This window comes from Microvirga massiliensis, assembly GCF_001006805.1.
GTDB lineage: Bacteria > Pseudomonadota > Alphaproteobacteria > Rhizobiales > Beijerinckiaceae > Microvirga > Microvirga massiliensis.
In genome coordinates this window covers 93,260-105,041 of sequence record NZ_LN811360.1, presented here as the reverse complement: position 1 = coordinate 105,041, position 11,782 = coordinate 93,260, and the positions used below count along the sequence as shown (strand labels likewise).

10 protein-coding genes and 2 pseudogenes are annotated in these 11,782 nt (G+C 61.0%); 5 read left to right on the top strand and 7 right to left on the bottom strand.

All coding sequences use genetic code 11. The features are described 5' to 3' along the window. Positions 1-450 precede the first annotated feature (450 nt). A pseudogene (locus tag BN1233_RS51255) lies at positions 451-933 on the top strand (class I SAM-dependent methyltransferase); the annotation flags it as partial. Between the two features lie 961 nt (positions 934-1,894). On the opposite strand, the gene BN1233_RS28475 reads toward BN1233_RS51255, so the two are convergent. After that, positions 1,895-2,785 (bottom strand): LysR family transcriptional regulator, encoded by an 891-nt coding sequence (locus BN1233_RS28475; protein ID WP_046867035.1) that lies wholly within the window; start codon positions 2,783-2,785, stop codon positions 1,895-1,897. Between the two features lie 242 nt (positions 2,786-3,027). Here BN1233_RS28475 and BN1233_RS51250 point away from each other — a divergent pair. Then, positions 3,028-3,135: pseudogene (locus BN1233_RS51250) on the top strand (IS481 family transposase); the annotation flags it as partial. A 109-nt stretch (positions 3,136-3,244) separates the two neighbouring features. On the opposite strand, the gene BN1233_RS28470 reads toward BN1233_RS51250, so the two are convergent. Continuing rightward, positions 3,245-3,721 carry an Lrp/AsnC family transcriptional regulator gene (locus tag BN1233_RS28470; protein ID WP_046867034.1) on the bottom strand — a complete coding sequence of 159 codons (477 nt, stop codon included), beginning with the start codon at positions 3,719-3,721 and terminating at the stop codon, positions 3,245-3,247. Positions 3,722-4,114: 393 nt separating this feature from the next. Here BN1233_RS28470 and BN1233_RS28465 point away from each other — a divergent pair, with 393 nt between their 5' ends. Beyond that, a complete protein-coding gene (locus BN1233_RS28465) occupies positions 4,115-5,065 on the top strand; it encodes a LysR family transcriptional regulator (protein ID WP_046867033.1) in 951 nt (316 codons plus the stop codon). Positions 5,066-5,260: 195 nt separating this feature from the next. Here the strand turns inward: BN1233_RS28465 and BN1233_RS28460 are convergent, their stop codons facing one another. The 4 genes from BN1233_RS28460 to BN1233_RS28445 all read right to left on the bottom strand — a co-directional run bounded on the left by BN1233_RS28460 (position 5,261) and on the right by BN1233_RS28445 (position 8,928). Beyond that, complete coding sequence (locus BN1233_RS28460; protein ID WP_046867032.1) at positions 5,261-6,562, bottom strand: TRAP transporter large permease; 1,302 nt, start codon at positions 6,560-6,562, stop codon at positions 5,261-5,263. Beyond that, positions 6,562-7,080, bottom strand: coding sequence for a TRAP transporter small permease (locus tag BN1233_RS28455; RefSeq protein ID WP_046867031.1), 519 nt, complete (start codon positions 7,078-7,080; stop codon positions 6,562-6,564). The genes BN1233_RS28460 and BN1233_RS28455 overlap by 1 nt, the downstream gene beginning before the upstream one ends. Before the next feature lie 50 nt (positions 7,081-7,130). After that, positions 7,131-8,135 carry a TRAP transporter substrate-binding protein DctP gene (dctP, locus tag BN1233_RS28450; RefSeq protein WP_046867030.1) on the bottom strand — a complete coding sequence of 335 codons (1,005 nt, stop codon included), beginning with the start codon at positions 8,133-8,135 and terminating at the stop codon, positions 7,131-7,133. A gap of 139 nt (positions 8,136-8,274) precedes the next feature. Continuing rightward, positions 8,275-8,928: an isochorismatase family protein gene (locus BN1233_RS28445; protein ID WP_046867029.1), complete on the bottom strand. Its 654-nt coding sequence runs from the start codon at positions 8,926-8,928 to the stop codon at positions 8,275-8,277. Positions 8,929-9,253: 325 nt separating this feature from the next. Here BN1233_RS28445 and BN1233_RS28440 point away from each other — a divergent pair, with 325 nt between their 5' ends. Together BN1233_RS28440 and BN1233_RS28435 are read left to right on the top strand one after the other, a co-directional pair. Next, positions 9,254-10,489 carry a CaiB/BaiF CoA transferase family protein gene (locus BN1233_RS28440; RefSeq protein ID WP_046867247.1) on the top strand — a complete coding sequence of 412 codons (1,236 nt, stop codon included), beginning with the start codon at positions 9,254-9,256 and terminating at the stop codon, positions 10,487-10,489. After that, positions 10,486-11,421: a hydroxymethylglutaryl-CoA lyase gene (locus tag BN1233_RS28435; protein WP_046867028.1), complete on the top strand. Its 936-nt coding sequence runs from the start codon at positions 10,486-10,488 to the stop codon at positions 11,419-11,421. Before BN1233_RS28440 ends, BN1233_RS28435 begins: the two co-directional genes overlap by 4 nt. Positions 11,422-11,549: 128 nt before the next feature. On the opposite strand, the gene BN1233_RS28430 is transcribed toward BN1233_RS28435, so the two are convergent. Next, positions 11,550-11,782 (bottom strand): DNA translocase FtsK (locus tag BN1233_RS28430; RefSeq protein ID WP_147707624.1); only part of this gene is annotated, 233 nt, incomplete at its 5' end.

The window sequence follows — 11,782 nt, the reverse complement described above, 5'->3', positions numbered from 1 at the left end:
GCGATCTATCCCTTCCTCGAGTGCATCAGCGTGGGCAGTGCGCGAAGCCACCATCGTTGCCACTGCTCCTGCCCACGCATGGTAGTCGAGGTGGAGCTGGACGACGGTGTCATCCAGCGCGTGCCAGAACGGGCACCGAAACTTCGCCTTGATGCTCGAGACGAGCGTCTGCATAGCCTCTGCCAAGAGGAAGGGGGCCTCGCCGGCCATCCCGGACCCTCTTGGGGAACGGCCATACGAATGCCTGCAGGACGACCCATTCCCTTCAGAGGCTTGAGATTAAGAACAGACCTGCCGCGCAGCGGATTCAATCCTTGCTTTCCTGGTTTGTTCCTGTAGCTTGGCCGTAATGGAAACCGTGTCGATCCATCGGCTTGGCGATCTTTCCCGCACCCTGCAGGCCACCCTGCGTGCAGCGCAGCTGCTGACCTGACCCCCGCAGAAGCCAGCGTGGCGGATCACTACGCACGTGGCGGCCTGATCACGGCAATCCAGGCGGCGATCTTCAGGTCGGGAAAGACGCCGCAAACCGTCACTGCCGATGATCTCGCAGCCATCGACGAGTTCCACATCGGCGGCCGCCTGGCCACGCGGGAATTGATCGAACGGATCCCGCTCACCCCGACCGATCATCTCCTTGATGTCGGATGCGGCCTCGCTGGAACGGCACAGTTCGCCGCCGCAAAGACCGGGTGCCGGGTGTCTGGCATCGATTTGACGCGGGATTACGTCGAGGCAGGGACGATGCTTTGCAAGTGGCTTGGGCCTGATGACCGCGTCTCCCTGCATCATGCAAGCGCGCTCGCGATCCCGTTCCAAGATGGAACCTTCAGCGCGGCCTGCATGCTGCATGTCGGCATGAATGTCCAGGACAAGGCCAAGCTGTTCCTTGAGATCAGCCGCGTCCTGCTGCCCGGCTCCATGCTGGGCTTGTATGACGTCATGCGCGAGGCCGACGGTGAGCTTGCCTATCCGCTGCCCTGGGCTACCAAGCCCGACGATAATGCGATTGCGTCCCCGGCGGAGTACCGGAAGGCCCTGCGCGCGGCAGGGTTCGAGATCATGTGCGAGCGAAGCCGGAAGACCCTTGCGCTGGAGCATTTTGCCCGGCAACGGGCAATCGGGTCCAGCGCCGCTGCTCCCCTGGGCTTGCACCTCCTCATGGGTGAGCGGAGGCAAGACCAAGTGAGCAACATGATCTCAGGCCTCGCCCGCGATGTCCGGATGCGAGACGTCCTTTGCGGATGCGACGACCTTGAGGGCCTGATGCAAAGTCTCTGAATTAGGCGGCTTGTAGCGCCGATTGGCAAGGGCGGTCCGACCGCTCGAAGCGCCACGCGTACTCCTCAATCGCCCACCGCACCCGGTCCCAACAACGTTCCGCTACCAAACAACTAGAGAATCGGACCATTAAGTGGACGCACCACCAGTGGCCTTGAGATGGCTCCAGGGATTGCTGAGATGCAAAACTCACCGGATCCGACTTCTCATCCGATGCTCTAGTGGTCTTTGCTACCGAATGCCACGAATAGCTTGGGCCGCGGGTGTAGAGAGCGAAGGTCACGGGCCTCGTCTCCGGGCGTCTGACATAACCCGCAAGCCAGCCCTGGAAGGCGCCCTCGACATCGCCGAAACGAACGGGGCCGGATCCTGTCTTACCGTAGAGGGTCACGCCGTCCTGAGATTTGAGAGCGGCGACCTCATCGAGGGCTTTCAGCGTGCTTTGGCGCAGGCCGAGTCGTCCCTCGACGGCGGCGAGTAGAAAAGGTCGCCTGTTCCCGTATGAATTCGGTTGCCGATGCTAGCCGAATTCGCTGGGCAGGACAGGCAGGCTGAATCGGGTCTGGTGTTCCTCGCGAGCGGATGCCGGATCGGTGTTCGCGCGCCGGCAAGATCAGTGGGCCCAGCGCTGGGCCTTCTGGAGGAGAAAGTCACGGAACACCTGCAATCGGGCGACCGATCTCATCGCCTCCGGGTAGACGAAGTAGCAGTCCAGTGACGGCGCCTCGTAATCCCTCAGCAGCCGGACGAGCTCGGGGTGCCCCTCCGAGGCATGATCAGGCACCATGCCGATCCCCGCGCCTGAGACGACTGCCGCTCTCAGCGCCTGCGCATCATTGACACAGAGATGAACCTGCCGTGGCTCTGCGAGGTCCGGAAAGCGGGTTAAAAACCGGTGCACATTCAGGAAGTGCGCAGGCTGGTCGTCTGAGAGCGTGATCAGGCGGTGGCTCTCGAGTTCATCCAGCGTCCGCGGCTCACCAAAGCGCTTGATGTAGTCCGTCGAGGCGCAGGCATGATAGTGCACGGTGAAGAGCCGGCGCTGGATGAGGTCTGCTTCAAAGGGTCTGTGCAGGCGGATCGCGACGTCAGCTTCACGCATGGCAAGATCGAGCGCTCCGCTGGTCAGAATCAGCTCAACCTGGACCTCAGGATAAAGATCCAGGAACTCCGGAATCCGCCGCGCCACCCAGTTTGCGCCCAAACCCACGCTGGCCGTCACCTTGAGGGGGCCTGAAGGGCGTTCGCTGGTCTCGACCAGTCGGGCCCGAGTGACGGCAAGCCGCTGGTGGATGTCGCGAGCAGCGCGGTAGAGGATGTCCCCTTGCTCAGTGAGCATGAGTCCTCTGGCATGGCGATGGAAGAGCGGGACCTTGAGTTCCCGCTCGAGGGAACTGATCTGGCGGCTGACGGCTGATTGACTGAGGTCGAGCCCATCTCCGGCGCGCGTGAAGCTGCCCGCCTCCGCGACCGTGTGGAAGATCCTCAACTTGTCCCAATCCAAAGCGTGCTCCGTAGCTGGAGGTGTTCAATATTGGTAAATGCGGGTGATGGGCTCGTCCGATCCTGGCTGCTCCTTGTCGAGGGAGATCCTGAGATCGGCCATCCATCCGCAGGCTAGTAACACCCCGGCTGTGCGCCGCGAAATCGCCGGTTCGCGAACCCTCAGGGGTGCGGCCGACTCACTCCGGGATCGGCCCGAGACAGTGCACATGGCGCATGTGAGGTTGCGAACTGCCAGCGCCGCCCAGCCGCCCCGACAAGCTATCCTGGGAGGCCAGTGACAAGAAGAGCGCCATCGTCTGTGCCCTACGCCGCGCCACCGGGTCTCCGCTCGATGACCTCACCTTCGTGTCACGTACGCCGGCCTCGCCAATCCGCGTTGCAAGTCTCCCGATCGACGCGCCTTACCTCAGACCCTGAAAGTCGTCAGAGCCGCAAAAAACGTCTCGCAGCCAGACAACTAGATCGGCAAGACGTTGGTGTATTTGACTTGCCCAAGAGCAAAGCTGGATTCAATTGAGGCTACCCCTTCCAACCGTGTAAGCTTTTCTTTCAGAAACCGCTCATAGGCCGGCAGGTCTGCGCAGACAACGCGCATCAGGTAGTCGCGCTGTCCGGTCATCAGGTAGCATTCGAGCACCTCGGGCCAGCTGGCTATGCTTTTTGAGAAACGATCCAACTCCTCCTCGCGTTGCCGCTCGAGCTTAATCGAGATGAACACGCTGACCGGAAGTTCGACGGTCGTCTGATCGACCACCGCGACATAACCCTTGATTACCCCGACTTCCTCCAAGATGCGCACGCGGCGCGAGCAAGGCGAGGTCGTCAGGCCGACTCTCTCGGCCAAAGCCTGGATGCTCATGCGCCCATCCGCTTGCAAAGCAGAAAGGATCTTGCGATCGATAACGTCGAGTAAGATTTTAGTTGGTTTTGCCATTTTAGCGCGGATTTATCCCCAACAACGCCAAATCTTGGTCTTGAGCCGGAAATTTTGAAAAGTCATGCCACGCATGCTCTGTCAAGATCGCATCGGCGTTCCAGGGGGGACGTTACGGCTTCTTCGAGATTGACCCGATGGCTGACGCGCGGCATCCCTTTCTGGCAGATCTGGAACGAAAGATCCTCTGGCTCTCAACTGGACCGATCCACCACGCCAACCACGTCCCCTCGAACCCGGTCGGCCTGAAGGTCGGGGGCCATCAGGCCTCCTCGGCCTCGCTTGCCAGTGCCTTATCCCTTCGGCGCGCGTAGCATCTGACAGCTGAACAGTGCCAGAAGCACAGGCTGTGCACTCAAGAAAACAGATTCAAGATATGGCACGGGGGTAGGGATGGCAGTTGAGAATATCAGCCTTCTGACGTTGAAGATTATCCTCAGGGTTGCCGAGTGTGGCTCGATCGGGCGTGCGGCCGCTGAAATGAACATTGCGACCTCGGCGGCAAGCAAGCGAATCCGCGACCTCGAGAACGAGCTCAATGCCGTGTTGTTCCATCGGCAGCGGACCGGTCTTGTCATCACTGATGCGGGTAAGACCCTTCTCGATCACGCTCGCAATCTGTTTCTCATCCTCGAGCGAATGCAGACCAACCTCGCAGAGTTTGGTGAGGGGCTACAGGGCAATGTGCGCCTCTTTGCCAACAGCTCAGCGCTGCTCGAATTCCTACCCGAGGAGCTGGCCGCATTCGCTAGATCTTATCCCAAGGTCCGCCTCGTGCTCGAGGAGAAGACGTCGGCCGATGTGCAGCGCGCCGTGCGCGACGGCCTAGCCGACGTGGGCATTTTCGCCGGGGAGGCAACGATTCCTCACCTGGAGGTTTTCCCGTTCCGCCGCGACCACCTGGTGATCGTCGTCGGAAATCGTCATCCCCTCGCAGGGCGCTTATCAATCAGCTTCAGTGACACGCTTCAATACGACCATGTCGGCATGCAGGCTGGCACATCGTTGCACGACCTTATCACGGCGCCGGTGGTCCGACAGGAACGCAGCATCAATCTTATCGCCATGGTGTCGAGCTTCGATGCGCTGCGACGGCTGATCGCGAACGGCATCGGGATCGGGGTCATGCCCGAGGCATGTGTCGCACCCTACGCACACCTCATGGGGTTGAGGAGCGTGCGGCTAACGGATTCCTGGGCCAATCGACAGCTCAATCTTTGCGTCCGATCCCTCGGTGAACTTCCAAAATCGGCCCAGCTCCTGGCGCAGCACCTGATCGACCACGGCGCACGCCCAGCCACGGAAGCAACACAAAGGCGGCTGGTCCTGACCTGGAGCCAATAATGCCCGCAGCCACGGGGCGCAGCTCCGAGGTCTGGGAATCCTGTACAAGGCTCGCAGCAGCGGGATGGACGGGTTTCCACCGGAGTGCCCGCTGGAAACGGGTCGACAGCGGGACGAGCATCCGCTGGACGCAAGTCGCTTTGCGTTAGAACGCAAACCTCGCTGATCAGAGATCGGTTCCGGTGAGGTACGCCATCACATGATGCTGGGCAGCCATAGCACCAGAGATGGAAGCAGCGTCAGGATGACGATCGCTAGGATCTGGACCAGCACGAACGGCAACGCGCCCCGAATGATGTCGTTGATGTGCAGATCCGGCGCGATGCCTTTAATCACGTAAAGGTTCAGTCCGACCGGGGGCGTGATGACCGCGATCTCGCAGGCGATGATCATGACGACACCGAACCAAATCGGGCTGAGTCCAAGTGCTGTGATGACCGGAAGCAGTATCGGCGTCGTGATCAGGATGATCGACACAATGTCGAGGAACATGCCGACGATCAGCAGGAACACGAGGATGAGGGTCAGAATGACCCAAGTCGGATAGTTCGTTTCGGCGATCCACATCACGAGCGCCTGCGGGATCATCAGTCGCGTGATGATATATCCGAACAGCAGCGCCGACGCGAGGATGAGCAGGATCATGCCAGTAGTCACGGCGGTCGAGCGGAAGATCTCGATCACAGTGGCGAACGAGAGCTGCCGGTACGCCGCCGCAATCAGGAAAGCGCCCGCCGCGCCAATACCGGCGGCCTCGGTGGGGGTGGCAATCCCGAGATAGATCGTCCCGAGGACAAGGAACACGAGCAGCAGCGCAGGCCACACCTCCCGCATCGCGTAAAACCGCTCGCGCCAGCTCACAGCCGCCTCTGCACGTGGCGCCAACTCCGGCCGGAGTAGCGCGATTCCGCAGATGTAGATCATCATCAGGACAGTCACGAGGATCCCCGGCACGATCCCTGCGATGAACAGCTTTCCGATGGATTGGTCGGCCATTTCGCCGTACAGAACGAAGCCGATGCTTGGCGGAATGAGCAGAGCCAGCGCGCCAGCCGCCGCGACAGAGCCGCCGGCGAGGCTGCCAGCATAGTTGCGTTGGAGCATCTGCGGCACCGCAAAGCGGCCGATGGTTGCCGCTCCTGCAACGCTCACCCCGCTCATCGCTCCGAACAGGGCACAGCTGCCAACGCTGGCGACCGCGAGATTGCCCGGAAGCCGGTTCAGCCACGCGTTGAACAGGGTATAGAGTCGAGCACCTATATCGGTTCGCGCGATCACCTCACCCATGAGGATGAATAGCGGAATTGCGATAAGCGAGTAGCTGGCAAGACCGCGGTGCAGGATGTCGGGCACCGCCATCAAACCTTGGAGGCCGCTATGCAGATAGATACCGAGGAAGCTGGCCACGCCCAGGGACGCGAAGATCGGCGCGCCAAAGGCGAGCAGTGCGGCGAAGAGCACCAGAACGGGTGTAATGATTAGGGTCGGATCAGTCATCACTGCCGTACTCCGGTACCGTCAACGGCAGAGCAGATTGTTTGCACCAGCCTCCGGAGTGCGGCGAGGCCGAGCACGCCAGCGCCAATTGGTATAAAGGCGTAGACCGTCCAAAGCGGGAATCGCAAGAGAGACGCGGACCGGTAGTCGCGCTGCAGCGCCTCCACGGTGCTGAGGGCGCCGACCCAGACGAGGACTAGGCAGAATACCAGCACGGACGCCTGAGCGATTACGTCCGATATCATCTTCCATCGGCCGCCGAGACGGTGGCTGACGGCTTCCATACTTACGTGGCGGTCAATCTTGAACACCCAGCCGGCCGCTGTCCAAGTGATGGCGACCAGCAGATAGCCGCTTACCTCGAACGCATGCATGCTCGGCCGCTCGAACACATAGCGGGCTACCACTGAATAGGCCGTTAGCACCATCAGAGACAGTAGCCCGAGCTCGGCGAGGAGGATGCCAACGCGGCTCCCGCCGTTCGCCGCCCCACCGAGCGCATGCACGATCCTTCGCATCTCACTCCCCCTATGGAGGTCCGCAGGTCAGCGGACCTCCAAACAGCCACTCACTGGCCCTTGGTCTGCTTGATGACGTCGAGGTACTTCTGACCGTCGGGAACAGTTTGGACCCATTCATCGACCGCCGGCTTGGTGGCTTGCCGCAGCTCCGCAACGGCGGCCGCGTCCAGTCGCTGCACCTTGACGCCACGCTCCTCGTACTTCGCAATCGCTTCGGTGATGTACGCCTTGACGCGGTCAAATTGCTCCTCATCACGTTTGGCGGCCGCTTCAGTTATAATTGTCTGCAGATCTTTTGGCAGACGATCCCAAGTCTTCCGGTTGATCGCTAGTATAGAGGTATCCAGTGCGAAGTTGACCAGCGAAACGTGCTTTACGACTTCATAGAGACTGCGGCCGATACCGGTCAGAAGCGGTCGCGGCGTGCCGTCGATTACGCCGCGATCGAACGACAGATACAGATCGGATGAGGCCATGCTGGTGGGAGACCCGCCGAGGAGCTGGATAGCCCTTGCGTCCGCTGCGCCCGTGGTGGCCCAAATCTTTCCCTTGAAGTCCTTCGGGCCGGTGATCGGAGCCCGCCGGCTGTAGAACACGTACGGATCGAACGCCGATACGCCCAGCACCACGACATCGTGCTTGTCGCGAAGCTCCTGCGCCACGCCGAGATCAAGGAGACCAGCCTTCAATGCCCGCTGCAAGTGGCCAACATCCTCGAAGAGGAACGGCAGGATGAACACACCCAGTGCCGGCACGGTGCCGCTGGGGTAGGTCCCGGTCATGTTTGTGATGTCGATATTGCCGCGGCTGAGCGCCTGCAGTTCCTCGTAACCGCCGAACAGCTGGCCCGAATGGAACACCTTAATCTTGACCCGGCCGCCGCTCTTTTCCTCGACCGTCTTCACGAAGTTCTCGACTGGTTTCCACACATACTCGTACGATGGCGGAAGGTACGTCGAGAACGTTAGCTCGAACTTTTCCTGGGCGACTGCGGCTTGACTCACCCCGAGTAAAGCCGTCAGCCCCAACGCCAAGCTGCGAAAAACATTCATGGTTTCCCCCTTAATTACTCTCTGCTCCGAACTATCTCGGCGTAGAGTCTGTTCTCGCGGTCCCAACCCCCGCGCAGGCAACGCGTCCCGTTCGCTGACAGCCCCTATGGGAGGGCAATCGGCTGAGTATTGCCGCAGGCTATCCTTTTGTGGCTTGGGCGCGGCCGGCCTTGATTGATGTCAGGATCTCGAGTGTATTCTCGAGGTCCAGAACCTCGGCGTATTTACTTTCGAGGTCAATCAAGTTGCTCTCATGCTGCGCAGGCGACCGGTCGGCGACACAGTCGCGCACGACGAAGGGCGGAAAGCCATATTGCACGGCGTCTACGGCGCTGGCGCGCACGCAGCCGCTGGTTGTGCACCCGGCGATGACGAGCATGTCGCAGCGGTTTGCGGCGAGAATCCCGGCGAGCGGTGTTCCGAAGAATGCTGATGCCTGCTGCTTGTTCAGGATCGCGTCAAAGCTTGGGTCATATTCCAGGCGTGGATCCAGCTCGACTGCCTTCGTCCCACGGATCAGCGTCTTGAGACTAGCGCATTTTTGCGGCCAGATGCCGGAATCCGCCATGTTGGGTTCGTAGCCAACGACGGTGAATATGACCGGTCCTGCTCCGCGCATGGCGGAGATCAGCCTGTTCGTCGCTCTGATCACAGCGCCGCAATCAGAGGCGAGCGGGCTGACATCGGTGTCGGTAAAGCCGCACTGGAAGTCGACAACTAGCAATACCGGGCTGCGACCGGGGGGAAAGGTCCCGTAGAAGCCGCTTTGGGCGTTCGCACTATCCTTTGCCATGGTGCTTCTGCTCCGGCCTGCCCTTGTTACTTGGACACAGATGATTGATTGCGCCCAGTCGCTGCATTGGCTGCTGGTCTCCCTCCTATTGTTTGAGGAACAGTAAACGCGGTTCTGGCGCTCACGCCATTAGTGTTTCACGATTGCCCCCTTCGCAATCGGCGCTCGTGGTGCCAATTGCGGGTTCCCATAGGTGACCTATGCGCACGGAGCGGCCTGTTTGCATTCTCGAATGAAGAAGGGGGACGTCGCGCAACGTTTCTGGCGAATGTGTCGGCTGGCGAATAGCATCACCTTCGAAGTTCGAGGCATCGGATGCAGGGCGATGACACGGGAAGTACAGAACAATACACGCAGTGGTCCACTCGCTGGACTGCAGGTCATCGAGATTGGGCATTTCGTTGCGGCCCCCTTCGCTACGCGCGTTCTCGCTGATCTCGGCGCGGATGTTATAAAGGTGGAGCAGCCCGGCTCCGGGGATCCTGCGCGAAGCTGGGGAGCTATGGTCGACGGCCGGTCACTTTGGTGGTCTGTCCATGCGCGCAATAAAAGGTCGATTACGCTCAATTTGAAGCATTCTGGTGCGCGTGAGGTCTTACTCGACCTTGTTCGGCACGCCGACGCCGTCCTCGAGAATTTCCGGCCAGGCCAGCTTGGAGCGTGGGGTGTTGGGTTCGACGCGATGCAGGAGGCAAACCCGTCCTGCGTCTTGGTAAGCATCTCCGGCTATGGTCAGACGGGCCCGTATCGGGACCGTGTCTCATTCGGCGTCATCGGCGAAGCGATTGGCGGGCTGCGCCACCTGACCGGATATCCCCCGGAGATCGGCGATCTGCCACCGGTTCGCACTGGCATAAGCCTTGGAGACAGTATCGCTGGGCTTTACGCGGTGATCGGATTGCTCGCGGCCGTCTGGCGGCGAGACGTAAAGTCCCATAATCATAGGCAGCAAGTCGATGTTGCCCTTCACGAGGCAGTATTCAGCCTCCTGGAAGGCAGCCTTCCAGAATATGGCCGCCTCGGCATCGTTCGCCAGCCAAGCGGATCGCGCATCCCAACCGCCGCCCCCACCAATGCCTATCGCTGTGGCGATGGCCGTTGGCTGCTGATCGCGGGCAATTCGGATCGTATTTTTATTCGCCTCATGAACCTCATTGGTCGCCCGGATCTTGCGCAGGATCCGGGGCTACAGACCAACAACGGCCGGCTGGAGAGGGTTGATGAGCTGGATTGCGCCATCTCGGCCTGGACGGCTACCCTCGATTCCCAAGCGGCGGGCGAGTTGCTCGACGAGAATGATGTGCCGGCGAGCCGCATCTATACGATTGCCGATTGTGCGGAGGACCCGCACTATCATGCGCGCGGTATGGTGCAGACCGTGAATGATCCGGAGTTTGGGCCGCTACTGCACCCGGGCGTCGTGCCGAAATTCTCGGAAGAGGAAATGCCTGTACGCTGGCCAGGCCCCGCGCTGGGCGCTCACAACGAGGAAATCTACCGAGGCGTGCTCGGCTACAGCGCCGACCGCCTGGAACGGCTGAAGCGGGAGGGAGTGATATGAGCGCAGAGGTAACGATCGTTGAGGTTGGGCCGCGCGACGGATTCCAGGCAATCGCGCCGATCATTCCGACCGAGCGAAAAATCGAGTTCGCCTGTAAGCTTGCCGACTCCGGGCTCCGGCGCATCGAGATTGGCTCGGCTGTAAACCCGAAGCTGCTGCCGCAGATGGCAGATGTGTTCGACGTGCATACAGCGGTTCGTAACCTTCGGCCGCATGTGGCCCTCTCCATCCTGGCCCCAAACCGGAAGGGCGTCGAACTGGCGCTGGCGCACGGCGTGGAGGAGATCGTCTATGTCCTCTCGGTGAGCGAGAGCCACAACCGCAGCAATGTGCACCGTAGTGTCGCTCAATCGCTTGCGGATTTCGTGGATATCACGGCCCTCGTGCAGGGCATCGCGGACTTCAGAGTGCGCGTGGACCTTGCAACGGCCTTCCATTGTCCATTCGAGGGCGTGACCTCCGAGAGGGCTGTGCTCACGGTCGTTGAGCGCCTGCTTGCGGCACGGGATGATATCGAGATTTGCGCCTGCGATACGACCGGTCGAGCGAGCCCTTGGGCGGTGCGCGAGTTCTTCGCGCGCTGCCGCAGCGCCTTCGGTGCCGATCGGCCATGGGCATTCCACGGACACGACACCTATGGGCTCGGTCTCGCTAACGTAGTGCAAGCGTTCGAGGCGGGCGTGCGCGTTTTTGATGCCTCATTTGCCGGCCTCGGCGGCTGCCCGTACGCGCCGGGCGCGACCGGCAATGTCGCGACTGAGGATGTTGCCTTCCTGTTCGAAAATGCCAGCGTGTCGACCGGACTGGATCTCGCTGGCCTCGTCGCGGTCGCGGGACAGGCCGCGACGATCGAAGGCGCGCAAGCCGGCGGACGCGTCAAGTTCTTGAGTCCCGCACAGGCATGCAGAAGCGGCATCACGGCCACGGTTTAGTTGTCGATGTGGACTCGGATTTCGCCGAAGTGAAGAGCTACGTGCCTGAGCTATCTCGCTTCTGGAAGCTCCTGAATTGCAAACGGGCGCCTCAGAGGGCGCCCGGCTGTTGAGTGATCGACGCGGCCCTAGTCGTGGCCGAGCAGGATCTCGCGCTTGCCGGCGTGGTTGGCAGGCCCGACGACCCCCTCCTTCTCCATCCGCTCCATGATCGAGGCGGCCCGGTTGTAGCCGATCTGAAGCCGGCGCTGGATGTAGGAGGTCGAGGCCTTCTTGTGGCGCAGCACGATCGCGACCGCCTGGTCGTAGAGATCGCTGGCCTCAAGGCCCATCTCGTCGCTCTCAGCAACAGGAGCCTCCT

Bases quoted from the DNA above. Each gene is read 5' to 3' on its own strand.
- BN1233_RS28455 (WP_046867031.1), bottom strand. From the start codon at position 7,080: ATGCGAAGGATCGTGCATGCGCTCGGTGGGGCGGCGAACGGCGGGAGC.
- BN1233_RS28440 (WP_046867247.1), top strand. From the start codon at position 9,254: ATGACACGGGAAGTACAGAACAATACACGCAGTGGTCCACTCGCTGGA.
- BN1233_RS28435 (WP_046867028.1), top strand. From the start codon at position 10,486: ATGAGCGCAGAGGTAACGATCGTTGAGGTTGGGCCGCGCGACGGATTC.
- BN1233_RS28445 (WP_046867029.1), bottom strand. From the start codon at position 8,928: ATGGCAAAGGATAGTGCGAACGCCCAAAGCGGCTTCTACGGGACCTTT.
- BN1233_RS28465 (WP_046867033.1), top strand. From the start codon at position 4,115: ATGGCAGTTGAGAATATCAGCCTTCTGACGTTGAAGATTATCCTCAGG.
- BN1233_RS28470 (WP_046867034.1), bottom strand. From the start codon at position 3,721: ATGGCAAAACCAACTAAAATCTTACTCGACGTTATCGATCGCAAGATC.
- dctP (WP_046867030.1), bottom strand. From the start codon at position 8,135: ATGAATGTTTTTCGCAGCTTGGCGTTGGGGCTGACGGCTTTACTCGGG.
- BN1233_RS28460 (WP_046867032.1), bottom strand. From the start codon at position 6,562: ATGACTGATCCGACCCTAATCATTACACCCGTTCTGGTGCTCTTCGCC.